The sequence below is a fragment of the Piscinibacter lacus genome (assembly GCF_016735685.1).
Taxonomy (GTDB): domain Bacteria; phylum Pseudomonadota; class Gammaproteobacteria; order Burkholderiales; family Burkholderiaceae_C; genus Aquariibacter; species Aquariibacter lacus.
Genome location: NZ_JAERRA010000001.1, coordinates 1,718,532 through 1,742,278, shown reverse-complemented (window position 1 = coordinate 1,742,278; position 23,747 = coordinate 1,718,532). Strand labels below are relative to the sequence as shown.

Annotated in this window: 20 protein-coding genes and 1 tRNA gene; 11 read left to right on the top strand and 10 right to left on the bottom strand. The window is 69.3% G+C overall.

What is annotated here, in order from left to right:
* The first annotated feature begins 417 nt into the window (after positions 1-417).
* The gene (locus JI742_RS07865) at positions 418-660 is read left to right on the top strand and encodes a Fic family protein (protein WP_201825320.1); all 243 of its coding nucleotides are present in this window, start codon (positions 418-420) and stop codon (positions 658-660) included.
* On the opposite strand, the gene JI742_RS07860 is transcribed toward JI742_RS07865, so the two are convergent.
* Complete coding sequence (locus JI742_RS07860) at positions 644-808, bottom strand: hypothetical protein (protein ID WP_201825318.1); 165 nt, start codon at positions 806-808, stop codon at positions 644-646. The two genes, JI742_RS07865 and JI742_RS07860, sit on opposite strands and share 17 nt — an antisense overlap.
* Positions 809-913: 105 nt before the next feature.
* On the opposite strand from JI742_RS07860, the gene JI742_RS07855 reads away from it, so the two are divergent.
* Both JI742_RS07855 and JI742_RS07850 read left to right on the top strand, forming a co-directional pair.
* Positions 914-4,018 (top strand): type I restriction endonuclease subunit R, encoded by a 3,105-nt coding sequence (locus JI742_RS07855; protein ID WP_236676827.1) that lies wholly within the window; start codon positions 914-916, stop codon positions 4,016-4,018.
* Positions 4,018-4,728: a M48 family metallopeptidase gene (locus tag JI742_RS07850; protein WP_201825316.1), complete on the top strand. Its 711-nt coding sequence runs from the start codon at positions 4,018-4,020 to the stop codon at positions 4,726-4,728. The genes JI742_RS07855 and JI742_RS07850 overlap by 1 nt, the downstream gene beginning before the upstream one ends.
* Positions 4,729-4,845: 117 nt before the next feature.
* Here JI742_RS07850 and JI742_RS07845 read toward each other — a convergent pair whose 3' ends face one another.
* The 7 genes from JI742_RS07845 to JI742_RS07815 form a co-directional block, all read right to left on the bottom strand.
* Positions 4,846-6,837: a DUF2075 domain-containing protein gene (locus tag JI742_RS07845; protein ID WP_201825314.1), complete on the bottom strand. Its 1,992-nt coding sequence runs from the start codon at positions 6,835-6,837 to the stop codon at positions 4,846-4,848.
* A gap of 68 nt (positions 6,838-6,905) precedes the next feature.
* Positions 6,906-8,324 (bottom strand): Y-family DNA polymerase, encoded by a 1,419-nt coding sequence (locus JI742_RS07840; RefSeq protein WP_201825312.1) that lies wholly within the window; start codon positions 8,322-8,324, stop codon positions 6,906-6,908.
* 63 nt (positions 8,325-8,387) lie between these two features.
* Positions 8,388-8,861 carry a LexA family protein gene (locus JI742_RS07835; RefSeq protein WP_350309642.1) on the bottom strand — a complete coding sequence of 158 codons (474 nt, stop codon included), beginning with the start codon at positions 8,859-8,861 and terminating at the stop codon, positions 8,388-8,390.
* A 652-nt stretch (positions 8,862-9,513) separates the two neighbouring features.
* Positions 9,514-9,601, bottom strand: a tRNA-Ser gene (locus JI742_RS07830).
* Between the two features lie 81 nt (positions 9,602-9,682).
* Positions 9,683-10,996, bottom strand: coding sequence for a serine--tRNA ligase (serS, locus tag JI742_RS07825; protein WP_201825309.1), 1,314 nt, complete (start codon positions 10,994-10,996; stop codon positions 9,683-9,685).
* A gap of 109 nt (positions 10,997-11,105) precedes the next feature.
* A complete protein-coding gene (gene ispH / locus JI742_RS07820; RefSeq protein WP_201825307.1) occupies positions 11,106-12,092 on the bottom strand; it encodes a 4-hydroxy-3-methylbut-2-enyl diphosphate reductase in 987 nt (328 codons plus the stop codon).
* 14 nt (positions 12,093-12,106) lie between these two features.
* Positions 12,107-12,568: an FKBP-type peptidyl-prolyl cis-trans isomerase gene (locus tag JI742_RS07815; protein WP_201825305.1), complete on the bottom strand. Its 462-nt coding sequence runs from the start codon at positions 12,566-12,568 to the stop codon at positions 12,107-12,109.
* A gap of 79 nt (positions 12,569-12,647) precedes the next feature.
* On the opposite strand from JI742_RS07815, the gene radC reads away from it, so the two are divergent.
* From radC to JI742_RS07790, 5 genes are all read left to right on the top strand, one after another.
* Positions 12,648-13,322: a RadC family protein gene (radC, locus tag JI742_RS07810; RefSeq protein ID WP_201825303.1), complete on the top strand. Its 675-nt coding sequence runs from the start codon at positions 12,648-12,650 to the stop codon at positions 13,320-13,322.
* A gap of 50 nt (positions 13,323-13,372) precedes the next feature.
* On the top strand, positions 13,373-13,987 hold the full coding sequence (locus JI742_RS07805; RefSeq protein ID WP_350309641.1) for a Smr/MutS family protein: 615 nt from the start codon (positions 13,373-13,375) through the stop codon (positions 13,985-13,987).
* A gap of 72 nt (positions 13,988-14,059) precedes the next feature.
* Complete coding sequence (locus JI742_RS07800; RefSeq protein WP_201825301.1) at positions 14,060-14,722, top strand: ArsR/SmtB family transcription factor; 663 nt, start codon at positions 14,060-14,062, stop codon at positions 14,720-14,722.
* Positions 14,722-15,672 carry an energy transducer TonB family protein gene (locus tag JI742_RS07795; protein WP_236676826.1) on the top strand — a complete coding sequence of 317 codons (951 nt, stop codon included), beginning with the start codon at positions 14,722-14,724 and terminating at the stop codon, positions 15,670-15,672. The genes JI742_RS07800 and JI742_RS07795 overlap by 1 nt, the downstream gene beginning before the upstream one ends.
* A gap of 106 nt (positions 15,673-15,778) precedes the next feature.
* Positions 15,779-16,516, top strand: a complete 738-nt coding sequence (locus JI742_RS07790; protein ID WP_201825296.1) for a glycosyl hydrolase 108 family protein — start codon at positions 15,779-15,781, stop codon at positions 16,514-16,516.
* 49 nt (positions 16,517-16,565) lie between these two features.
* Here JI742_RS07790 and ispF read toward each other — a convergent pair whose 3' ends face one another.
* Both ispF and ispD read right to left on the bottom strand, forming a co-directional pair.
* Complete coding sequence (ispF, locus tag JI742_RS07785; protein WP_201825293.1) at positions 16,566-17,090, bottom strand: 2-C-methyl-D-erythritol 2,4-cyclodiphosphate synthase; 525 nt, start codon at positions 17,088-17,090, stop codon at positions 16,566-16,568.
* Positions 17,091-17,267: 177 nt separating this feature from the next.
* Entirely contained in the window at positions 17,268-18,002 is a 735-nt protein-coding gene (gene ispD / locus JI742_RS07780; RefSeq protein WP_201826485.1) for a 2-C-methyl-D-erythritol 4-phosphate cytidylyltransferase, read from the bottom strand.
* Positions 18,003-18,265: 263 nt separating this feature from the next.
* Here ispD and mfd point away from each other — a divergent pair, with 263 nt between their 5' ends.
* From mfd to JI742_RS07765, 3 genes are read left to right on the top strand one after another with little or no spacing between them, the layout of a single operon-like run.
* Positions 18,266-21,838: a transcription-repair coupling factor gene (gene mfd, locus JI742_RS07775; RefSeq protein ID WP_201825290.1), complete on the top strand. Its 3,573-nt coding sequence runs from the start codon at positions 18,266-18,268 to the stop codon at positions 21,836-21,838.
* Positions 21,839-21,898: 60 nt separating this feature from the next.
* On the top strand, positions 21,899-22,297 hold the full coding sequence (locus JI742_RS07770; protein ID WP_201825288.1) for a c-type cytochrome: 399 nt from the start codon (positions 21,899-21,901) through the stop codon (positions 22,295-22,297).
* Positions 22,298-22,299: 2 nt separating this feature from the next.
* Positions 22,300-23,664: an FAD-dependent oxidoreductase gene (locus JI742_RS07765; RefSeq protein WP_201825286.1), complete on the top strand. Its 1,365-nt coding sequence runs from the start codon at positions 22,300-22,302 to the stop codon at positions 23,662-23,664.
* Positions 23,665-23,747 lie beyond the last annotated feature (83 nt).

Sequence of the window (23,747 nt, the reverse complement as noted above, 5' to 3'; positions counted from 1 at the left end):
GGTGGTCTCGCATGACCCAGCGTTATCAGACCAGCGGCGCCGAGGGCGAATCCGAGCCCGGGTCAGACGGTCTGGTGCTGCGTAACCTGGTGGGTATCCGCTCCCCCGAGGACATGGACGAGCTGGAGCTTCAGCTTCTGAGGGATTTGTACGAGGACGTGCTGCTGCACCACCTGCCCGACCGCGTGCTGACCGTGGCCGACCTGAAGGCCTGGCATCGGTTGTGGCTGGGGAACGTCTACCCCTGGGCCGGAGAGCTGCGCACGGTGAACCTGAGCAAGGACGGTTTCCCGTTCGCCGCGGCCAGGCTGCTGCCTGGCCTGCTGCAAACCTTCGAGCGCGAGGTGCTGGCGCGCTGGACGCCCTGTGGGCGCTTGGCCGATGGCGAGGTGGTGCACGCCATCGCGGTGATCGCATGTGGAGCTGATCCTCATTCATCCCTTCCGCGAGGGCAATGGACGCCTGGCACGCCTGCTGGCGGACGTGATGGCGGTGCAGTCAGGGCACGAGCCACTGGACTACAGCACCTGGGAGCAGCACAAGACTGCGTACATCGGCGCCATCCACGCGGGGATGGCCGGCAACTACGGTGCGATGGACCGGTGGGTGGCGGCGGCCATGGGGGTCGCGAGGGCCCCCGATCTCAGCGGGCCAGCTTGATGTGGGCGAAGCGCACCGAAGGCTTCTGCAGCTTCTTCTCAAGCTGGGCGACCGGCCGGCCCGTTTCCACCGCCGTCGAGCTGGCCACGGCACGCAGCACAGCCTTGCGGCTGGGTGTCTTGCGCTCGGGTGAGGAGTTCTTGGGCATCGTGTTGGGGCAAGAATCACTACTTCTGAAGTTTAGAGTCGCTTGCCCGGCCGGACGCCGATCGCGACAGCTTTGCAGCGGCCACGCAAGGACAATGAGGGTCAGATGTTGAGCACACTCTTGCGTCCCGAGCGCGTCACCCAGAAACGCGTCGTCCAGCGCTTCACTTTGGCTGAGACCAGCGGCGGCCTGGGCTACCGCTACCTGGGCGACTGGCAGCAGCGCGAGAACAACCGCGGGATCGAGGCCGCACTGTTGCGCGATAACCTGGCTGCACGGGGTTACACGCCTGCGCAGATCGGCGCGGCACTGCAGAAGCTTGAGACGGCGGCCGATTCGACCGGCATCACGCTCTACGCTGCCAACATGCGCACCCATCAACTGCTGCGCTATGGCGTACCAGTGCAGACGGCGGCCGGGCAAGCCCACGAGACCGTGCACCTGATCGATTGGGCGAACCCGACGGCCAACGACTTCGCGCTGGCCGAGGAGGTGACGCTCAAGGGCGGCTACCAGCGCAGGCCGGACATCGTGCTGTACCTCAATGGCCTGGCCATCGCGGTGATCGAGCTGAAACGCAGCTCGGTGGAGCTGGCCGACGGCGTACGGCAACTCTTCACCAACCAGGAAGAGATATTCAACAAGGGCTTCTTCAGCACAGTGCAACTGGTGATGGCGGGTAGCGACTCGCAAGGCCTGCGCTACGGCACCACGGGCACACCGGAGCAGTTCTTTGTCGCCTGGAAGGACGAAGACCCGAAGGCGGCGGACGGATCGCCCGGCGCGCTGCTGGACCGGCCGCTGATGCAGGTGTGCGGCAAGGCGCGGCTACTGGACCTGATCCGCAACTTCATCGTCTTTGATGCGGGGCAGAAGAAGGTGCCGCGCCAGCACCAGTACCTCGGCGTGAAGGCAGCGCAGGAGCGCATGAGCCGCCGCGAAGGCGGCGTGATCTGGCACACCCAGGGCAGCGGCAAGAGCATCCTGATGGTGCTGCTCGCCAAGTGGCTGCTGGAGCACGACCCTGACGCGCGGATCCTGGTTATCACCGACCGGGATGAGCTGGACAAGCAGATCGAGGGGGTGATGCGCAACGCGGGCGTGATCGGCAGCGACTCGCCTTCGCCGCGCATCACCTCGCGCGCCGAGTTCGCCCAGAAGCTGGCAGCCGCCACACCGCGCCTGCTGTGCGCCCTGATCCACAAGTTTGAGCCTGACCTTTCCGGAGCGGCACCGGCAGTGCAGGGACGCTTCTATGTCTTCGTCGACGAGTGCCACCGCACCCAGGGCGGCGACATGAACCGGCAGATGAAGCGCTGGCTTGAGGGCGCGGTTTTCATCGGCTTCACGGGCACGCCGCTGCTGCGCCGCGACAAGCAGATGACTCGAGATGTTTTCGGCAGCTACATCCACACCTACAAATTCCATCAGGCGGTGGCCGACAAGGTGGTGCTGGACCTGAAGTACGAGGCACGCGACGTGCCGCAGCAGTTGCTGACGCCGGAAAAGATCGATGCCTGGTTCGACCAGAAGACGAAGAACCTGAACCGGTATCAGAAGTCGGTGCTGCGGGGTCGGTGGGCAACGTTGGAGAGGCTGATGAGCGCCGGTGAGCGCAAGCAACGCATCATCGCCAACATCATCGAGGACTTCAGCCTGAAGCCCCGGCTGAGTAACGACCGGGGCACGGCTATCTTGGTGGCGGCGTCGATCTACGACGCGTGCCACTACTACCGGCTGTTCCAGGGCACCAGCTTTGGGCCTTACTGCGGCGTGATCACCTCGTACGAGCCAAACCACAACGCGATTTCGCGCGAGCCGCCCAACAGTGACGAACGCTACAAGTTCGACACTTACACCAAGCATGTGCTGATTGCAGGACAGACGACCAAGCAGTACGAAGACGAGACCAAGCGCCGCTTCAAGGACGAGCCGGCGACGATGAAGCTGCTGATCGTGGTGAGCAAGCTCCTCACCGGCTTCGATGCGCCGAGTTGCACCTACATCTACCTTGACAACGAGCTGCACGACCACAACCTGTTCCAAGCTATCTGCCGCACCAACCGGCTGGACGGTGCCGACAAGGACTACGGCCGCATCGTCGACTTTAAGGAGCTCTTCGGCGATGTGCAAAAGGCGATCGCCGTCTACAGCTCAGACGAGCTGGACACAGACACCGGAACCGGGACGGACGACGGCGACAACAACGTCGACCTGAAGCACTGGCTGGTGGAAGGCAAGGCCCAGTTGGACGACGCGCGCCAGGCGCTGAGATACCTGTGCGAGCCGGTGCCGTTGCCGCGGGATGTGGAGCAATTCCTGAGCTACTTCTGCGGTGACGCGTCCGATGCGGGTGCGCTGGACGCGACCGAGGCGCTGCGCATCGCGTTCTACAAGGCCGTGTCGCTGTTCGCTCGTGCCTACGCCGACTTGGCTACGCATCTGACCGAGGCTGGCTACTCGGATGCTGAGGCGGCAGCCATCCAGCACGAGGTCGAGTTTTACGCAGGCATTCGAGCGTCAGTCAAAAAGCACGCGGGTGAGGAGCTTGACACCAAGCCCTTCGAGGCCGACATGAGGCACCTGCTCAACACCTATGTTCAGGCTGACGCTGCTACGGATCTGGGCGATCTGGGGGACCTGTCCCTGGTTGAGCTGATCGTGCAGTCCGGCATCCACGATGCCATCGCCAAGAAGCTGAACGCTCAGGGCAAGCTGTCGAACAGGGCGGTTGCCGAGGGGATCATCAACAACGTCCGCAAGACCATCCTCCGCGAACAACTGACCGACCCGAAGTTTTACGAGCAGATGTCCACCCTGCTGGACGACCTGATCGCCCAAGCCCGCGCGGACGCGAAAGCCTACGAAGACTTTCTACGCAAGGCCGAGGCGCTTGTGCGCAGGCTCGCCGAGAAGCAGCCGGGCGCGGGCATCCCCGTAGCCCTGCTGGGGAACACTGAGGCCTCGGCGATTTACAACAACCTGGACTCGATCCCAGCGACAACTTTCAAGTACCCCACCGACGAAGAGGATCGGGCTGCGCTGGCGCTGCAGATCGACAGATTGGTGAGGGAACGCGCTCCGGCTGGCTGGAAGGGTGACGAGACGCGGGAGAAGACCGTGCAGAACACCATCTTCCCGCTGCTGGACCGGGACCGGGACGCCACGCAGGCGCTTTTCGACATCATCAAGAACCAGCCGGGCTACTGATGCAGGAGACCATCGTGCTCGGCGATGTGGTGGTCGAGCTGACACGCAAGGACGTGAAGCATGTGCACCTCACCGTCCACCCGCCCGATGGACGGGTGACCCTGGTTGCACCGCGCACCACGCGCACCGAGGTAGCCCGGGCCTACGCCATCACCAAGCTCGGTTGGATCCGAAGCCAGCGCCAGCAACTTGAAGCTCAGGCCCGGGAGACTCCACGCGAGTTCGTCGAGCGCGAAAGCCATTACCTCTGGGGGCGACGCTACCTTCTGTCGATCGAGGAAGTGGACGCCAAGCCGACCGTGAAGGTCAGCCACCGGCGCCTGACCTTGCTGGTTCGTCCAGGGACGACGGCCGATCAGCGGGCGGAGGTGATACACGGGTGGCATCGAGCGCTGTTGCACGCTGTATTGCCTGGACTGATCGCCACATGGCAGCCCAAGCTCGGCGTGCAGGCAACCGGTTACTTCCTGCAGCGCATGAAGACAAAGTGGGGGAGTTGCAATCCGCGGCTGGGCACCATCCGCATCAACACCGAGTTGGCGAAGAAGCCGAAGGATCTGCTGGAGTACGTTGTCGTGCATGAACTGGCGCATCTGGTCGAGCCCACGCACAACGAGCGCTTTGTGGCGGTCTTGGATAGGCACTGGCCCCGCTGGCGGGAATCAAGGTCTGAACTGAATGCGCTGCCGCTCGGGCCAGCGAGCCGGTGAATTGAGAGTCATCGACAGCCAAGCACACAGGGTTGGTGGCACTTTGATTACTGCAGCCAGCATCAGTAGCGTCCTTCGGGCGGCCTGGCGAGCTCAGGCTGAGCCAATCAGCTCCACCTATATCACGGGCAGCCCAAGTCCTCGGAGGTACTCAAACGTCTGGGAGTAGTAACCAGGCACTCGGGTGGCATCTTGGTCATCACCAGCCGGCACAAAGATCACCATGCCCTGCCGTGCACGAGTCAGCAGCACTCGATATGCGTTTTTCAGATTGCGCTGGTTCTCGGCGCTGTGGATGTTCTTCCACCGGCTCCCAGAAAAGTCGTAGTGGCGCCACCCAGCGGAAGTCATGCGCAAGTCGGCATCCCACGCTGTACAGGCCCAGTCCAGTTCCAATCCCTGAACCTGGAACTCCGTGGCGCACTCTTCCAGGTAGAAGCTGGATCGCACATCGTCACCGTCGGCTAGGAAGTAGTGGATGGGATCGGCCGCCAGCCTCACATCCACGGCGTAAGGCCTCAGGCGCATGGCTTTGGACGACCCGAGCAGGCCGTAGCGTTCGTTGGCCCTCGCCTGATGCTTCACCCACTGCTTGGCGGCATTCAGATCGCGGGTAATGACGATTGGGTATCGGTCGCTGAAGCGGCTCAGCGCTTTCCGCGCGGCATCGCCATCCTCATCGAGCAGCGCTTTCACAAAGGCGGACACGCTGTCGGCGCGAAACGAGCGCATCGATACCGACAGATGCAGGTCTCGATAAAGCTCGGTTCGGTTGCCTGCACGGGCGCGCTTGAGTGGTTCGCCTGCACCGTACTCGGCCTCTAACAGTTGGTCAGACAGGCACAGGCGCCAGTGCGGAAACCGCTCACGGCACGCATCGATCCAAGCGCCGATGCCGGCTTCGCCGGTGTGGATCTCCTGTCCGCCGCCCACCAGGCACACGATCACGGCCCAGCCGGTGTGCCGGTCCATGGTTTCAATCAGGAACTCTGGCTCCGACCGGTTGAAGTCGGGCTGGTTTTTCTTCTGACGCATGAACTGCGTGGTCTTCTGCAGGTTCCAGGCACGCTGGGCCTCGTCAAAGATCACGATGCGGTCCACCGGTGCTTGCGCCGCGCGCAATGCTTCATCTCGAAAGTGGTGGACGTTTTGGATGAAGGCCTTGATGGGCTTGGAAGCGCTGGCCTTGGTGACCGATTCTCCCGCCTGTCTGCGTCGGCGCACGTCGTCGCGCGTGAGGGCTTCGCACAGCACTGAAACCAGAGGCCCGTTGCCGGACAAGAACACTGCGTGCGCGTCGCCGATGTCCCGCCGCGCGGTGGCCAGGTTCAGACCGACCAAGGTTTTGCCCGCACCCGGTACGCCAGTCACAAAGCAGATCAGCTTTTCGCCCAGTTGCTGGGCTTGCAAAATCAGCGACTCGAGCCTGTGCGCGGTGTCGGTGAGATTGGTAGCGTCGGCCTCGGTACGCACGATGTCGCTGACCTCGTGCTGTGCGTACAGGTGCTGGGCCGCTTCGATGATGGTGGGGGTGGGGCGATACCGACCGGCCTGCCAAGCCTTCGGGTCGATCGGGCTGTCAAATCGCTGGCTGAGTTCGTTCAACAGCTCGGGCACCTGCTGTGGCGCGAGCGCGATCGGATCCCTGACCCAGTCGCTGGCGTAGCTTGGTGCTGCTGGCTCGCCGGCCGCCAACCCGGTGGGAACCAAAACCGGAACGATCGGCAGCCCGTGGCTGGTCTCATGAAAGTTCTTGGTGTCAAGCGCGTATTGCCACACCTGGTTCAGCGCACTTTGGCCGACGGTGGAGTCGCCCACCTTGAACTCCAGTATCACCACGCATCCGGCGATCACCAGCACAGCGTCCGCCCGCAAGCCCATTCGCGGAATGTTGAACTCCAGCAGCAGCGTCCCGTTACGTCCTTTCAGCCAGCCCCGCAGCAGTTCAATCTCAGCCAGCCACGCGTCGCGCTGTGCCAATTCAACCGCGTGGTTGCTTTGCTGGATGAGTTGGCCGACGATCTCATCGTCGGAATGGCCATTGAAGTCATCAAACGATGCGGCGTACCAAGCACGTTGGATCAGCCGGAGCGGGTTCGCGGGTGCCATGTCGTGCGCCAGGTTATCAGAGCGGTGCAAAGGCGGAAACGCTTAGGCAGCCGTTCAGGGGCGATCTATCACCCCCTCACCACCACCCGATCCCCCCACCGCGTCGTGTACTGCGGCGTCAGCCGCTCCCGCCGCATCCCCCAGCGCGCCCGTCCGGCCTCGGCGGCTTCTCCCGCACGCAGCGGATGCCCACCCCCGCCTGCTGCCGCCACCCGCAGCGTGCCCGCCCCGAAGCGTCGGTTGAGCGCATCCATCGAGGCCATCAGCCTGCCCGCATCTCGCGTCGGCCTTGAATGACCTGCGTGGTCCTCCGGCAGCTCCAGCGACAGTTCCGCTTGCGCCGCGCCTTGGGCACCGGCAGCCTCCAGCCCCAGCAGCATCACCCCCGCCTTGGCATAGCGATGACCGGGTCGGAAGAGCTGGGCGATGCCTCGCACGGCGGTGTCGGCCAGCTTGCGGGTGTCGGCCGTCGGTCCAGGCAGCGGCAGAGTGATGCTGGCGCTGTGCTGGGCATCTTGCGGCCGGAAGGGGCTGGTGCGCAGGAACACCGTCATCGCTCCGGCAAGCTGGCCGTCCAGGCGCAGCTTCTCGGCCGCGCGGCTGGCAAAGCGGCTCAGGGCTTGTTGCAGGTCGTCCAGCCGGGTCACGGGGTCGCCAAAGGAGCGTGAGACCAGGATCTGCTGCCGCGGTCCGGGTTGATCGTCCAGGTCCAGGCATCGCAGGCCCCGAAGCTCTCGGGCGGTCTTCTCCAGCACCACCGAGAAGCGCGCCCGCAGGGCGGCAGGATCGGCCCGCTTCAAGTCCAGCGCTGTGGCGATGCCTTGCGCTTGCAGGGCCGCCTCGATCCGGCGACCCACCCCCCAGACTTCAGCTACCGGCGTGGCCGCCAGCAGGGCATCGAGTGCGTCGGGCGCAAGCTGCCCCAGATCGCAGACGGAAGCCAGCTCGGCCGGGTAGCTGCCCGGCTTGCGCTCGGCGGACTTGGCCACATGGTTGGCCAGCTTGGCCAGGGTCTTGGTGGGCCCCAAGCCCACGCAGCTTGGCAGGCCCAGCCACTGTTGCAGCCGGGCACGCAAGGCCCGTCCGATGGCGCGGTGATCACCGGGCACGCCGGTGAAGTCCAGGAAGCACTCGTCGATGGAGTAGACCTCCTGGCGCGGGGCAAACGAACCGGCAATCGACATCATCCGGTCGGACAGATCGCCGTAGAGCGCGAAGTTGGCCGACAGCGCCACCAGGCCCCGAGCCTGCAAGGCCCGGCACTGAAACCAGGGCTGGCCCATGCGCACGCCCAGGGCCTTGGCCTCGTTCGAGCGGGAGATGGCACAGCCATCGTTGTTCGACAGCACGATCACCGGCTTGCCAGCAAGGGCCGGGCGGAAGACCCGTTCGCAGGAGACGTAGAAGTTGTTGCCGTCGACCAGGGCGATGGAGGAGACGGGGGCGCGGCGAGGGGCGGCGCCAGGGGCAGCGAGGAGAGCAGGCATGGCGCGGATTGGACGCGCCGTGGGGCTCAGGGGGTGAGGCTGTGAGAGCGTCTCCTGCTCAGATCAGCCTGCCCGGCCTGACTTGCCCTCCATCGGCACAAAGGACTTGATGCAGTGCGCCACCACACCCCAGATCTCCAGCGTCTGCCCCTCGCGGGGCTCGATGGCGGGATAGCTGGGGTTGGCCGCCAGAAGCCGTGGTCGGCCTGCGCGCAGTTCCAGCCGCTTGACGGTGAACTCCCCATCGAAGACGGCCACCACCACCATGCCGTGGGCTGGGCGGATGGCCCGGTCGACGACCACGGTGTCGCCCTCGTCGATGCCGGCCTCCCGCATGGAGTCTCCGGCCACCCGCATGACAAAGGTGGCTTCCGGGTGCCGCACGAGGACTTCATTGAGGTCGATGCGGCGTGCACCCTCATCCAGGGCTGGGGAGGGGAAGCCGGCCCGCAGGGTTTGGTCAAGCTGCCAGACCGGACGGGATGCAGCGTCTGGCTGCAAAGGCTGCGGATGAAGGGGGTACGGTAGGCTGTACACCTATCCAGTGTACGGAGGCGGGGCGGATTCGGGCCCGGGGGCGGAACGATCCGCGCGCGCGAAGCAGGTGACGGGTGTCACCACTGCACGCCACGTGTGTCGTCAACAGGCGAAAAAAAGCCCAGCACAGCGGCTGGGCGAAGTTCCCCGAGGGGACACAGGGGACGAGGAGACCCGGCCGGGGTGGAGCGATTCCCCCGGCCCGGAGCATTCAGCGGGTCTGCGTGGCCGAGAGCTCCTGGCCTTGCGCACCCGCACCGGCGAACTGCGCCGGGGCCTGGCGGGCTTCGCTGGGCACGCCGACATCGGTCAGCATGTCGCCCTTGCTTTGTAAGCCACCCGCGCGCAGGTAGCTGTCTCAGGCTCAGTGGGTCCGCAGCGACGTGCTGCGGTGAGGAGACTGTCGAGCCCGGGTGTGAAGGCCAGGAACGCTTGGGCGTAAACCGGTCGTGCCTGATTGAGCAGGAAGGCAACGGAAGCTGCGCTCGGTACAGCCGGCAGTGTTGGTGCGCCAAAGACCGCGTGACGCGGGCAACGTCGTCGCCGAGGGCGGTCGTCAAAAACCCCTCGCTCGCTGGCGCATCTTTTTTGGGGGGTTCTTTGGGGGGCGGCCAACCGAAACGCTTCTAAACTATTGATTTAGAAGGCTTCTTGGCGGAGAGGGTGGGATTCGAACCCACGGTACCTTGCGGTACGCCTGATTTCGAGTCAGGTACATTCGACCACTCTGCCACCTCTCCTGATTCGGTGCGCGGGTCTGCGAAGCCCTCGACTATAGCCGATCCGCGGGTGGGGCCGGCAAGCCTCGCGGGCCAGCCGCGTCAGGCGCGCAACACGTCCTGGCCGCCCAGGTAGGGGCGCAGCGCTTCGGGGATGGCAATGCTGCCGTCGGGCTGCTGGTGGTTCTCCAGCACGGCCACCAGGGTGCGGCCCACGGCCAGGCCGGAACCGTTCAGCGTGTGAACCAGCTCGGGCTTGCCCGCCGCGTTGCGGTAGCGGGCCTGCATGCGGCGGGCCTGGAAGGCCTCGCAGTTGGAGCAGGAGCTGATCTCGCGGTAGGTGTTCTGCGCCGGCAGCCAGACCTCCAGGTCGTAGGTGCGGGCGGCGCCGAAGCCCATGTCGCCGGTGCACAGCAGCACGACGCGGTAGGGCAGTTGCAGCAGTTGCAGGATGCGCTCGGCATGGCCGACCATTTCTTGCAGCGCGGCGTCGCTCTGCTCGGGCGTGGTGATCTGCACCATCTCGACCTTGTCGAACTGGTGCTGGCGGATCATGCCGCGGGTGTCGCGGCCGGCGCTGCCGGCCTCGCTGCGGAAGCAGGGGCTGTGGGCGGTCAGCTTGATCGGCAGTTGCGCGGCGTCCAGGATCTGCTCGCGCACGCTGTTGGTCAGCGAGATCTCGGACGTGGAGATCAGGTACTGCGCCGGCGCCGTCTCGTCCCCGCCGCGGCTGACCCAGAACATGTCGTCCTTGAACTTGGGCAACTGGCCGGTGCCTTCCAGCACCTCCTGGTTGACGATGTAGGGCGTGTAGCACTCGGTGTAGCCGTGCTGGGTGGTCTGCACGTCGAGCATGAACTGCGCAAGCGCCCGGTGCAGCCGGGCGACCGGGCCGCGCAAAAACGCGAAGCGGCTGCCGGAAAGCTTGGCCGCGGTATCGAAGTCCAGGCCCAGCGGGGTGCCCAGGTCCACATGGTCGCGCGGGGCGAAGGGCAGCGGCGCGGCGTCGGTGCCGGGGCCTGCGGGGCTCCAGCGGCGCTGCTCGACATTGCCGGTTTCGTCGTGGCCGACGGGCACCTCGTCCTGCGGCAGGTTGGGCAGGCCCATCAGCATGGCGTTCAGCGCGGCCTGCACCTGCTCCAGGCGCTCGGCGGCGGCCTTGAGTTCCTCGCCCAGGCCGGCCACCTCGGCCATGACGGGCGCCACGTCCTCGCCCTTGGCCTTGAGCTGGCCGATCTGTTTGGACAGGCTGTTGCGCCGGGCTTGCAACTCCTCGGTGCGGACCTGGATCTGCTTGCGCTCGGCCTCCAGCGCGGTGAAGGCCGCCACGTCCAGAAAGGGCTGCGGCGACTTGCGCCGCTCCAGCTTGGCGACGACGGCGTCAAGGTCCTTGCGCAGCAGGTTGATGTCGAGCATGGGAATCGGGATCAGGTTCGGAAGGGCCCGCCTGCCGGGCGGCGGCAAGCGGGCGAGCGGGAAAGGCGGAAAGCGAGGAAGCGGAGACTGGGAAAGCGGCCGCAGGCCTTCAGCCCAGCTCGGCCATGGACTTGTCGCCCAGGCCCAGGGGCAGCGGGAAGCGCACATGCTCCTCCACCCCGTCGAGCTTGCGCACGCTGACGGCGCCCAGCGCACGCAGGCGTTCGATGACGGCCCGCACCAGCACATCGGGCGCCGAGGCGCCGGCCGTCAGGCCGACCGACAGCGGCCGGTCGTCGGCCTGCTTGAACCATGCGAGCTGCAAGTCCTCCGGGCTGTCGACCATGTAGGCCGGCGTGCCCAGGCGCTCGGCCAGCTCGCGCAGGCGGTTGCTATTCGAGCTGGTGGGGCTGCCAACGACGATGACCAGGTCGGCCTTGGGCGCCATCAGCTTGACGGCGTCCTGCCGGTTCTGGGTGGCGTAGCAGATGTCCTGCTGCTTGGGCTCGCGCACCTGCGGAAAGCGGGCCTTCACGGCGGCCAGGATCTCGGCCGCATCGTCGACCGACAGGGTGGTCTGGGTGACGACGGCGAGCTTCTCGGTCTGGGCCGGGCGCACGCGCGCCACGTCCTCCACATCCTCGACGAGGTGGATGCCCTCGCTGAGCTGGCCCATGGTGCCCTCGACCTCCGGGTGGCCCTTGTGGCCGATCATCAGGAACTCGAAGCCTTCCTTGTGCAGCTTGGCCACCTCCACATGCACCTTGGTGACCAGCGGGCAGGTGGCGTCGAAGATGCGGAAGCCGCGCCGCTCGGCCTCCAGGCGCACAGCCTGGCTCACGCCATGCGCGCTGAACACCAGGGTGGCGCCGGCCGGTACCTCGGCCAGGTCCTCGATGAAGATCGCGCCCTTGGCCTGGAGGTCGTTGACGACATAGGTGTTGTGCACGATCTCATGGCGCACATGGATGGGCGCGCCGTACTTCTTGAGCGCGCGCTCGACGATCTCGATCGCGCGGTCCACGCCGGCGCAGAAGCCGCGCGGCTCGGCCAGCAGCACCTCACCCACGGCAGGGGACGACAGGGGTTCGCTCATGGCCTGGCCCTCGCTCAAAGCACACCGATCATCTGCACCTCGAAGCGCACGGGCAGGCCGGCCAGCGGGTGGTTGAAGTCGAACACGGCCCAGTCCTCGCCCTCGGGCGCCAGCTCGCGCAGCACGCCGGCAAAGGCGCCCTGCCCGTCGGGCGTCGGGAAGTGCACGACATCGCCGACCTGGTAAGTCTCGTCCGGGTCACCGTACTCGCGCAGCACGGCCATGCTGACCCGCTGGACCAGCTCCGGATTGCGCTCGCCGAAGGCCGTGCCGGGCGGCAGCTCGAAGGCCTTGTGTTCGCCCTCGGCCAGGCCCAGCAGGCACTGCTCCATCGCGGGCGCGAGCTGGCCGCTGCCAAGTGAGAGCGTGGCCGGCGGCCCGTCGAAGGTGCTGACGACATCCTTGCCGTCGGGGCCGGCAAGCCGGTAGTGCAGGGTGAGGAAGGAAGCGGGCTGAACCGTGGCCACGGGGGGCATCCTTGCTTGGCTAGACTGGGGCGGATTGTAGGGACGGGGTCCAAGCCCGCCCCGCACGCCCCTTCGCGACGCCCGAGCCATGGCCCTCGACCACCTGCCGCCCGACGCCCGCCCCCGCGAGAAACTGCTGCAGCGCGGCCCCGCCGCCCTGTCGGACGCCGAGCTGCTGGCCCTGCTGCTGCGCACCGGCCTCAGCGGCTGCGACGTGCTGCAACTGGCGCAGCGCCTGCTGGATGCCTGCGGCGGCGTGGCCGGCCTGCTGCATGCCGATGCCGCGCAGCTCGGCCGCATCAAGGGCCTGGGCCCGGCCAAAAGTGCCGAACTGCTGGCCGTGGCCGAACTGGCCCGCCGCGCCCTGGCCGCCGGCCTGAAGGAGGCGCCGGTCTTCACCGCCCCCCAGGCCGTCAAGGACTACCTGGCCCTGCAACTTGCCGCGCGCGAGCAGGAAGTCTTCGCCGCCCTCTTCCTGGACAGCCAGCACCGCCTGCTGGGCTTCGAGGAGCTCTTTCACGGCAGCATCGGCCAGACCAGCGTGCACCCGCGCGAGCTGGTCAAGCGCGCGCTGGCCCGCAATGCGGCCGCGCTCATCGTCGCCCACAACCATCCCAGCGGCGTGGCCGAGCCCTCGCGCGCCGACGAGACCCTGACCGCGACGCTCAAGACCGCGCTGGCCCTGGTCGATGTGCGCCTGCTCGACCATGTCGTCGTCGGCCGCGGCGGCTGCGTGTCCTTTGCCGAAAGGGGTCTGCTCTGAGCCGCCTGCCCACCCGCCTGAGCGTCAACGGCCTGCACGAGCTGCATGCCGTGCAGCGCGCCATCGCCGAGCTGCGCGCCGAGGCCGAACGCCGCGAGGCCGAGGCCCGCGCCCGGGCCGAGGCCGCCGACCGCGAACGCCGCGCCTTCGAGCTGGCGGTCGGTCCCGTCACCCCCCTGCCCGACCCCAACCTGGCCCGCCCCAAACGCCCGCGGCCCGAGCCCCTGCCGCGCCAGCGCGAGGCGGACGAGAAGCGCGTGATGCAGGAAGCCCTGTCCGACGACTTCGATGTCGAGAACCTGCTGGAAACCGACGACGGCCTCTTCTTCCGCCGCCCCGAGGTCGGCCTGGACGTGGTGCACAAGCTGCGGCGCGGCCACTGGGCCATCCAGGCCCAGTGCGACCTGCACGGCCTGCAACGCGACCCGGCCCGCGAGCGCCTGGCCGGCTTCCTGCGCGACGCGCGCCGCGCCGGCCTGCGCTGCGTGCGCGTGATCCATGGCAAGGGCCATGGCTCGCCCGGCCGCGAACCCGTGCTCAAGGGCAAGGTGCGCAGTTGGCTGGTGCAGAAGCAGGAGGTCATGGCCTTCGCCCAGGCCAGCGCGGCCGAGGGCGGGCACGGGGCGCTGGTGGTGCTGCTCAAGGGCGAGCCGGGCGGGCGCTGAGGCGCGGGCCGGGCGCCGGGGGGCGCCAAATATCGCTCAATGCTTATCCTAACGTTCATTAGAATGAAAGGGATGGACAAGCGCGCGCTCAAGGACCTTCTGTACGAGCAGGTCGCCCGGGTCGGCAAGGCCCTGGCCAGCCCCAAGCGGCTGGAGCTGCTGGACCTGCTGGCCCAGGGCGAGAAGGCCGTCGACGCCCTGGCCGGCGAGGCGGGCATCGATGTCAAGCTGGCCAGCGCGCACCTGAAGGCGCTGAAGGATGCGCGGCTGGTGCAGGTCCGGCGCGAGGGCCAGCGCATGATCTATCGCCTGCGGGGCGATGACATCGCCCAGCTCGGCCTCAGCCTGCGCCGGGTGGCCGAGGACCATCTGGACGAACTGCGCCTGGCCCTGCGGGACCTGATGGCCGAGCCCGAGCGGCTGACCCTGCTGGGGCGCCAGGCGCTGCTGGCGCAGGCCCGGCGCGGGGAGATCGTGGTGCTCGACGTCCGTCCGGCCGCCGAGTTCGACACCGCGCACCTGCCCCATGCCCGATCGCTGCCGTTGCCCGAACTGGCGCAGCGCCTGGCCGAGCTGCCCCAGGCCGCGGAGATCGTCGCCTACTGCCGCGGCCCCTTCTGCCTGATGGCCGACGAGGCGGTGGCGCTGCTGCGCGCCCGCGGCCACCGCGCCCGCAAGCTGGCCGAAGGCGTGACCGAATGGCAGGCCGCCGGCCTGCCGATCCAGCGTCCGTGATGTCGATCGATCCGCCGCCCGCCGGCAGCCGCCCGACCCAGGCTGACGGGCGCCTGGCCGCCGGGCTGGGCCTGGCCGGCTCCCTGGGCCTGCATGCCCTGCTGGTCTACGGGCTGGTCGGCCTGCCCGCCACGCCCGCGCCGGATCGGCCGCCCGAGCCAGCCCGGGTTATCGAACTGGCCCTGCTCCCGCCGGACGTGCCAGACGCGCCCGAAGCGCCGCAGCCCGAGGCCGAGGCCAAGGCCCAGGCCAAGCCCGCGGCCGAGGCGCCTGCGCCCGCCGCCATCGACGCCGAGCCGGTCCTTGCGATCGCGGACGCCGCCGCGGCGCCCCGGCCGCTGGCGCCGCCCCAGCCCCCCGCCCAGGCGGCCTCCATGCCCGCCCCGCCGCCGCCGACGGCCGAGGAATGGGCCTTCGCCAGCCGCTACACCCTCAGGAACGGCAAGGCCTACCGCCATAGCTGGGGTCAGCAGGTGCGCAGCATGATGGGCACCGCGGTGGAAGGCCCCGACCAAGGCATGGTGCGCTTTCGGGTCGAGATCGCGCCCGACGGCCGCCTGCTGCGCCTGGACACCCTGTGGTCCACCTCGCCGGTCGCCGAGCGGCTGGCCCGCGAGGCCATCGCCCGCATGCCCGGCTGGCCGGCCCCGCCCGCGGGCCAGCCCCTGGTGTTCGAGAAGACCCTCGCCTTCACGCCCCATGCCACGGACGGCCCGCCGGTCTACAAGGACGACTGCTTGCCCGATCCCCCCGTCTTCCGCAATCCCTTCGCCTGGGACGGCCAGTCCCCCCCGGTGCGCGCAGCGGTCCGGCCGGTCGAGCCGCCCGACCCCCAGGCCCTGGCCGATTGCCTCAAGCAATTGCCGCAGGACTCAGTCGAGGCCGAGGCCGCGCAGGACCAGCGCCTGATGGACCAGTGGGGATGGAGCCAGCGCAAGCCCGGCCCCTGAGCACGCGGCCCGCGGCCGAATCTGCGCGGCCCTCCGCATGAGCCCGGGTGCGCCGGCCCCGTTCGGCATGCCATCCTGAGCCTCCCCCCGCCCCCGGAGCCCAGGCATGAAGCAGAACTTCTCCACCGCCCTGCAACACACCCTCCAGCACGAAGGCGGCTGGGCCAACCATCCCAGGGACCCCGGCGGGGCGACGATGAAGGGCGTGACCCTGCGCACCTTCCGCCGCCACTTCGGCGAGCAACGCAGCGCCGAGGAGCTGCGGAACATCACCCCCAAGCAGCTCGAAACCATCTACCGCAGCGGCTACTGGGACCTGTGCCACTGCGACCAACTGCCCGCCGGCCTGGACTTCGTCGTCTTCGACGCCGCCGTCAACTCGGGCCCCGGCCACAGCGCGCGCTGGCTGCAACGTGCCGTGGGCGCGGCCGTGGACGGCCGCATCGGCGCGACCACCCTGGAGAAGGCTGCCGCCACGCCGCCGGAACCGGCCATCGACGGTGCCTGCGACGCCCGCCTGAGCTTCCTGCGCGGGCTCGGCACCTGGGCGGATTTCGGCAAGGGCTGGGGCCGGCGGGTGGCCGAGGTCCGGCTGACCGCCCTGTCCCTGGCCGGCGTCGACCGGGCCGCCCACGTGGTGCCGACCACCGACTTCGCCACCACAAAGCGCGGCTCGCGCGGCGTCTGGGTCGAGCGGCTGCAAGCCGCCCTCGGCCTGGCGGTGGACGGCGTCTTCGGCAAGGACACCGAGATCGCGCTCATCGCCTTCCAGGCCGCCGAGGGCCTGCAGCCCGACGGCGTGGCCGGGCGGGCGACCTACCGGGCCCTGGGCCTGCTGCCCTGAGGCGGCTGGCGGCTTGCCGGCGCCTCCCCGGCGGCCGGGCCAGGCCAGCTCAGCCCACCACCGGCAGCAGCAGGCAGACGGCCCGCGCTTCCATCGACAGGCCCTCGCCCACCGGCCCGAGCTTCTCGGCGGTCTTGGCCTTGAGGTTGACCCGCTCCGGCGGCAGGCCCAGGCAGGCGGCCACGGAAGCAACCAGGGCCGGCATGTGCGGGGCCAGCTTGGGGGCCTGGGCGACGATGGTGGCATCCACATTGCCGGGTTGCCAGCCGGCGGCGCGTACGCGCTTGAGGGCCTCGGCCAGCAGCACCTTGGAATCGGCGCCGGCGAAGGCCGGGTCGGTGTCCGGGAAGTGCCGGCCGATGTCGCCCAGGCCGGCGCCGCCCAGCAGGGCATCGGTGATGGCATGCAGCAGCGCATCGGCATCGGAGTGACCGAGCAAGCCGTGGCTGTGCGGGATCGTCACACCCCCCAGGATCAGCGGCCGGCCGGTGACGAGGCGGTGGCAATCCCAGCCTTCGCCGATGCGGAAGGGCAGGGGCGGCAGGTCGGCGGCGGGCGGTGGGGTGGCGGTCATGGGCAGAAGGCTGGGGGTGGGGCGTCCGAAGGCGCGGGGGCGGGGCTGAGGGGCCGATCCGAGGGGCCGGGCGTGGGTCGGGGGCGCGCGGCAGTGCGGCGGTGCGGCGGTGCGGCGGTGCGGCGGTGCGGCGGTGCAGCGGTGCAGCGGTGCGGCGGACGGGCGACCCGGCCGCCCTCAGGGCGCCGCCGCACGCAGGCGCAGCAGGGCCTCGGCGGTGGCGAAATCCTCGGGCCAGGTGACTTTCAGGTTCAGCAGGTGGCCGGGCACCAGGCGCGGGCGCAGGCCCAAGGCCTCGATGGCGCTGGCCTCGTCCGTCACGCCGGGGCCGGCAGCCTCCAGCGCGCGGGCCAGCAGGCCCAGGCGGAACATCTGCGGCGTCTGGGCGGCCCATTTGCCGCGGCGGTCCAGGGTCTGCTCGACGCGGCCTTCGGGGTCGGCGGCCTTCAGGGTGTCGGCCAGGGGCAGGGCCAGCAGGCCGCCGACCGGGTCGTCGCGGCAGGCCTCGATCAGGCGCTGTACCCAGGCGGGCTCGACCAGGCAGCGGGCGGCATCGTGCACCAGCACCCAGTCGTCCTCGACCGCGCCGGCGGTGCGCAGGGCGTGCAGGCCCTGGCGCACGGTCTCGGCGCGGCTGGCGCCGCCGACGGCGGCGGTCTCGCGGCCGGGGCCGGCCCAGCCCGGCAGCAGCTCGGCAAAGCGCCGGTCGCCGGGGGCCAGCACCAGCAGCAGGCGATCCACGCCGGGCACGCGGCCCAGCGCGTCCAGGGTGTGGGCGACCAGCGGCCGGCCGGCCAGCGGCGCGTACTGCTTGGGGCCGCCGGCTGCGGCGCGCTCGCCGATGCCGGCGCAGGGCAGCAGCAGGTGAAGGCGGGGGGCGCGGGCGGCAGGGCCGGCATCCGCGGGCGGCATGGGCCGGGCCGGGCTTGCCGCAGGCGGGGCAGAGGTCATGGCGGCGATCTTAAGATTCGCCGCCCCGCGCGCTGCCCGCAGCCCCGGTCCGGCCCTTGCGGCCGGGCCTCCTGCCCCCCGCCCTCGCGCCGCGGGAGGGCCCGTCGGCTGTGTGACGCGCGGATCCCTTTCGCCCCGCCCTGCCCCCGCCAAGGGGCGCGGCGGGTATTCGTGTTTTGGTGCCCGTCCAGAACGCTCGGCCTGCCGGCCGGCCCGCCCTTCGCATGCTGCTGCCCCGTCTCGCCCCCGGTCAACGCCCCACCCTGCCCCGGCCGCCGGGCTCGGCCGATGCCCTGCTGCTGGCCCGCCTGGCCCGCAGCCGGGCCGGCCAGCTCACCGCCATCGTCTGCGCCGACCCGGCCGATGCGCAGCGCCTGGAAGCCGAGCTGGGCTTCTTCGCGCCCGGCCTGCGAGTGGCCGTCTTCCCGGACTGGGAGACCCTGCCCTATGACAGCTTCTCGCCGCACCAGGACCTGATCTCCGAGCGCCTCGCCACCCTGTGGCGCCTGCTCCAGGGCCAGCGCGGCGCGGCACCTGCCGAGGGGCCGGATGCCGCGCTGGACGTGGTGCTGCTGCCCGCCACCACCGCCCTGGTGCGGCTGGCGCCGCCCAGCTTCCTGGCGGCCACCACCTTCCAGTTCCGCCAGAAGCAGAAGCTGGACGAGGCGGCGCTGAAGTCGCAGCTCACCCTGGCCGGGTATCAGCATGTGAGCCAGGTCGTCTCGCCCGGCGAATACGCGGTGCGCGGCGGGCTGATCGACCTGTTCCCGATGGGCTCGCCGGTGCCCTTCCGCATCGACCTCTTCGACAACGAGATCGATTCCATCCGCACCTTCGACCCGGACAGCCAGCGCAGCCTCTATCCTGTGCCCGAGGTGCGCCTGCTGCCCGGCCGCGAGTTCCCGATGGACGAGGCCGCGCGCACCGCCTTCCGCGCCCGCTGGCGCGAGAAGATGGACGGCGACCCCAGCCGCGCCCGGCTCTACAAGGACATGGGCAGCGGCCTCGCCGGGCCGGGCATCGAGTTCTGCCTGCCGCTCTTCTTCGACGAGACCGCCACCGTCTTCGACTACTTCGGCGCGCAGGCCGCCGTGGTGCTGCACGGCGCGGTCGACGAGGCCCTGGCCGCCTTCTGGGGCGAGATCCGCGAACGCCACCGCTTCCTGCAGCACGATGCCGAGCGCCCGCTGCTGCCGCCCGAGGCCGTCTACCTGACGGCCGAGGACTTCTTCGGCCGCTGCCGCGCGCAGCCCACGCTCTCGCTGCGTCCGCCGCGGGCGGCTGCGGCGGACGAGACCGCGCCGGCCGACGCCGCCGTTGACGCGGCCGACGCCGCGCCGCCCGCCACCACGCCCTGGGCCCGCCCCTTGCCCGACCTGGCGCTGGACCGCGGCGCCGTCGAGCCGCTGCGCAAGCTGGCCGCCCAGATCCTGAGCCGGCGCGAGAAAGCCGGCCGCCTGCTGCTGCTGGCCGAGAGCGAAGGCCGGCGCGAAAGCCTGCTGGAGCTGCTGCGCGAGCACAAGCTGGAGCTGCCGAGCGTGGCCGACCTGCCGGCCTTCCTGGCCAGCGACCATGTCGCGGCCATCAGCGTCGGCCCGCTGGCCGCGGGCTTCCACTGGATCGAGGCCGAGGAGGCTGCAAGCGGCGCGCCGCTGAACCTGCAACTCGTCACCGAGACCGAGCTTTTCGAGGCTGCCCCCACCCAGCGCCGCCGCCGCAAGCAGGAGCAGGTCAGCGATGTCGATGCGCTGATCAAGGACCTGTCCGAGCTGCGTCCCGGCGACCCGGTGGTGCACAGCCAGCACGGCATCGGCCGCTATGTCGGCCTGGTCCACATCGACCTCGGCGAAGGCTCGACCGAGTTCCTGCACTTGCAGTACGCCGAGAAGGCCACGCTCTACGTGCCGGTTGCGCAACTGCACCTGATCAGCCGCTACACCGGCGTCAGCGCCGAGGAGGCGCCGCTGCACAAGCTCGGCAGCGGCCAGTGGGAGAAAGCCAAGCGCAAGGCCGCCGAGCAGGTGCGTGACACCGCCGCCGAGCTGCTCAACCTCTACGCCCGCCGCGCCGCGCGCGAGGGCCATGCCTTCCGCTTCAGCCCGCAGGACTACGAGGCCTTCGCGGCCAGCTTCGGCTTCGAGGAAACGGCCGACCAGCGCGCCGCCATCCATGCCGTCATCCAGGACATGATCAGCCCCAAGCCCATGGACCGGCTGGTCTGCGGCGACGTGGGCTTCGGCAAGACCGAGGTGGCGCTGCGCGCGGCCTTCGTGGCGGTGACCGGCGGCAAGCAGGTCGCCCTGCTGGCCCCCACCACCCTGCTGGCCGAGCAGCACTACCAGAACATCGCCGACCGCTTCGGCCAATGGCCGGTGCGGGTGGCGGAGATGTCGCGCTTCCGCTCGACCAAGGAGATCAAGGCCGCGATGGAAGGCCTGGCCGACGGCACCATCGACATCGTCGTGGGCACGCACAAGCTGCTGAGCCAGGAGACGAAGTTCAAGCGCCTAGGCCTGCTGATCATCGACGAGGAGCACCGCTTCGGCGTGCGCCACAAGGAGGCCATGAAGGCCATGCGGGCCGAGGTGGATGTGCTGACGCTCACCGCCACCCCCATCCCGCGCACCCTGGGCATGGCGCTGGAGGGCCTGCGCGAGCTGAGCGTGATCGCCACCGCGCCGCAGCGCCGCCTGGCCATCAAGACCTTCGTGCGCAGCGAAGGCAGCAGCGTGATCCGCGAGGCGGTGCTGCGCGAGCTCAAGCGCGGCGGCCAGGTCTACTTCCTGCACAACGAGGTCGAGACCATCCAGAACCGCAAGCAGAAGCTCGAAGAGCTGGTGCCCGAGGCGCGCATCGCCGTGGCCCACGGCCAGATGCCCGAGCGCGAGCTGGAGCGCGTGATGCGCGAGTTCGTGCAGGGTCGCCACAACCTGCTGCTGTGCTCGACCATCATCGAGACCGGCATCGACGTGCCGAGCGCCAACACCATCGTGATGAGCCGCGCCGACAAGTTCGGCCTGGCCCAGTTGCATCAGCTTCGCGGCCGCGTGGGCCGCAGCCACCACCAGGCCTATGCCTACCTGCTGGTGCCCGATGTGGAAGGCCTGAGCAAGCAGGCCGCGCAGCGCCTGCAGGCCATCCAGGACATGGAGGAGCTGGGCAGCGGCTTCTACCTGGCCATGCACGACCTGGAGATCCGCGGCGCCGGCGAGGTGCTGGGCGAGCACCAGAGCGGCAACATGATGGAAGTCGGCTTCCAGCTCTACAACGACATGCTGAGCCAGGCGGTGCGCGACCTGAAGGCCGGCCGCGAGCCCGACCTGCTGAACCCGGTGAACACCGCGACCGAGGTCAACCTGCATGCGCCGGCCCTGCTGCCCGATGCCTACTGCGGCGATGTGCAACTGCGGCTCTCGCTCTACAAGCGCCTGGCCTCGGCCGAGCGCCTGGACCAGCTCGACCTGCTGCTGGAGGAGATCGTCGACCGCTTCGGCAAGCTGCCCGCCCAGGCCCAGACCCTGTTCGACGTGCACCGCCTGCGCGTGCAGGCGCGGCCCTATGGCGTGATCAAGATCGACGCCGGCCCGGCGGTGATGAACATCCACTTCCGGCCCAACCCGCCGATCGAGCCCATGCGCATCATCGACCTCGTGCAGCGCCAGCGCCATGTGAAGCTGGCCGGCAACGAGAAGCTGCGCATCGACCGCGCCCAGGCCGACCCCAAGGACCGCGCCCAGACCGTGCGCGAGGTGCTGAAGGCGCTGGGGCAGCCGACCGTGCCATCCGGCACGGCCTGAGCCGGCGGCGGCCGCCGCATCTTCATCGGAGCTTCAGCCAGGAGGCGGACGATCGCCTCCATGAATTCGCATGCACTGATGTTTCCGGCCAGCCTTCGGGCAGCGCGCCGGGCCCGTGGGCTGGTCTGGGCCAGCCTGACCCTCAGCCTGGCGGCGCTGGCGCCGAACGCGGTGCACGCCGGAAGCTCGTCGAAGAAGAAGACGACAACTTCGGCCGTCACGGTCAATCCGCGCGCCATCGACAGCCCGGGCCGCCTGCTGGCCTCGAACTGCTTCCAGTGCCACGGCACCGGCGGCACCGGCGGCTTCGACAACATCCGCGGCGGCGAGGCCGAGGAGGTGCGCGAGTACCGCGACCTGGCCCGCGAGCCGGCCCGCCAGGACATCATGGCCGCCCACGCCCAGGGCTACACCGACGCGCAGATCGCGCTGATCCTCCAGAACCTGAAGGCGAAATGAGCATGAGCACCCCCGAACACTTTCCGGGCTTGGCGCCGTCCCTGCTCTCGCGCCGCACCCTGCTGCAGGCCCTGGCCGTCGGCGCCGGCATCAGCCTGCTGCCGCGCCCGGGCGGCGCCCGGGCCGCGACGGCTCCGGCGGGCCGCGTGGTGGTCGTCGGCGGCGGCATGGCCGGCGCAAGCGCCGCCAAGTACCTGCGCTACTGGGGTGGCAGCGGCGTGCAGGTGACCCTGGTCGACCCGACCGCGGCCTACACCTCGCACATCATGAGCAACCTGGTGCTCAACGGCAGCCGCAAGCTCAGCTCGCTGAACTTCAGCCGCGACGGCCTGCGCAAGCAGCATGGCGTCGTGATCCGCAAGGCGGCGGTGCAGTCGCTGGAGCCCATCCAGCGCGTGCTGCGCCTGTCCGACGGCGGCACGCTGGCCTACGACCGGCTGATCGTCGCCCCCGGCATCGACTTCGACCCGGCCTACGGCCTGACGGCCGAGGACTACGCGCTGCGCACGCCGCACGCATGGTCTGCCGGCCCGCAGACAGAGCTGCTGCGCCAGAAGGTGGCTGCGGTGCCCGCCGGCGGCGTGTTCGTGATGACCATCCCGAAGGCGCCCTACCGCTGCCCGCCCGGCCCCTACGAGCGGGCCTGCGTGGTGGCCGACTTCCTGAAGAAGCGCCGCAACGGCAATGTGAAGGTGCTGGTGCTCGACGAGAACCTGGCCATCACCGCCGAGCGCGAGAACTTCACCCACGCCTTCAACGTGATCCATGCCGGCGTGATCGACTACCAGCCCGGCGTGCAGAACCTGCACATCAATGCCTACACCGGCCAGGTGAGCTGGACCGATGCCATCGGCACGCCGCGCAGCGTGATGGCCCAGGCCGTCAACCCGATCCCGCCGCAGCGGGCCCGCGGCAGCCGCAGCGGCGACTGGCTGCAGCAGGCCGGCCTGGCCAACAGCGCCGACGGCCGCTGGGCCGTGGTCGATCTGCTGAGCTATGAATCCACCGCCCTGCCGGGCGTGCACGTGATCGGCGACGCCGCGCAGACCGGCCTGCCCAAGGCCGGCCATGTGGCCAATCAGGAGGGCAAGACCTGCGCCGATGCGGTGCTGCGCCTGCTGGCCGGCGGCAGCCCCGACCCGGCGCCGGTGCTGAACTCGGCCTGCTACTCGCCGATCACCGCGACCACCGCCTCCTGGCTGACTGCGGTCTACCAGTACGACCCGGCGAGCCGCACGATGAAGGTCGCGGCGAACAATGGCGTGACGGCCGGCGCCATGCCGACCGAGGCTGCCAACATCAGCAACAAGAACTTCAAGCGCATGGACACCTGGTTCAAGGCGCTGATGGCCGACACCTTCAGTTGAGGCCGCGCCCGGCCCCGGACCGGGCGCCGGACAGTCCTTCGCTACCATGCCGCCCCGGCCCCGGCCGCGTCGGCAACAGGCCG

Coding starts and splice junctions, on each gene's coding strand:
- JI742_RS07860 (WP_201825318.1), bottom strand. CDS start 808: ATGCCCAAGAACTCCTCACCCGAGCGCAAGACACCCAGCCGCAAGGCT.
- JI742_RS07855 (WP_236676827.1), top strand. CDS start 914: ATGTTGAGCACACTCTTGCGTCCCGAGCGCGTCACCCAGAAACGCGTC.
- JI742_RS07850 (WP_201825316.1), top strand. CDS start 4,018: ATGCAGGAGACCATCGTGCTCGGCGATGTGGTGGTCGAGCTGACACGC.
- JI742_RS07845 (WP_201825314.1), bottom strand. CDS start 6,837: ATGGCACCCGCGAACCCGCTCCGGCTGATCCAACGTGCTTGGTACGCC.
- JI742_RS07840 (WP_201825312.1), bottom strand. CDS start 8,324: ATGCCTGCTCTCCTCGCTGCCCCTGGCGCCGCCCCTCGCCGCGCCCCC.
- serS (WP_201825309.1), bottom strand. CDS start 10,996: ATGCTCGACATCAACCTGCTGCGCAAGGACCTTGACGCCGTCGTCGCC.
- ispH (WP_201825307.1), bottom strand. CDS start 12,092: ATGAGCGAACCCCTGTCGTCCCCTGCCGTGGGTGAGGTGCTGCTGGCC.
- JI742_RS07815 (WP_201825305.1), bottom strand. CDS start 12,568: ATGCCCCCCGTGGCCACGGTTCAGCCCGCTTCCTTCCTCACCCTGCAC.
- radC (WP_201825303.1), top strand. CDS start 12,648: ATGGCCCTCGACCACCTGCCGCCCGACGCCCGCCCCCGCGAGAAACTG.
- JI742_RS07800 (WP_201825301.1), top strand. CDS start 14,060: ATGGACAAGCGCGCGCTCAAGGACCTTCTGTACGAGCAGGTCGCCCGG.
- JI742_RS07795 (WP_236676826.1), top strand. CDS start 14,722: ATGTCGATCGATCCGCCGCCCGCCGGCAGCCGCCCGACCCAGGCTGAC.
- JI742_RS07790 (WP_201825296.1), top strand. CDS start 15,779: ATGAAGCAGAACTTCTCCACCGCCCTGCAACACACCCTCCAGCACGAA.
- ispF (WP_201825293.1), bottom strand. CDS start 17,090: ATGACCGCCACCCCACCGCCCGCCGCCGACCTGCCGCCCCTGCCCTTC.
- ispD (WP_201826485.1), bottom strand. CDS start 18,002: ATGCCGCCCGCGGATGCCGGCCCTGCCGCCCGCGCCCCCCGCCTTCAC.
- mfd (WP_201825290.1), top strand. CDS start 18,266: ATGCTGCTGCCCCGTCTCGCCCCCGGTCAACGCCCCACCCTGCCCCGG.
- JI742_RS07770 (WP_201825288.1), top strand. CDS start 21,899: ATGAATTCGCATGCACTGATGTTTCCGGCCAGCCTTCGGGCAGCGCGC.
- JI742_RS07765 (WP_201825286.1), top strand. CDS start 22,300: ATGAGCACCCCCGAACACTTTCCGGGCTTGGCGCCGTCCCTGCTCTCG.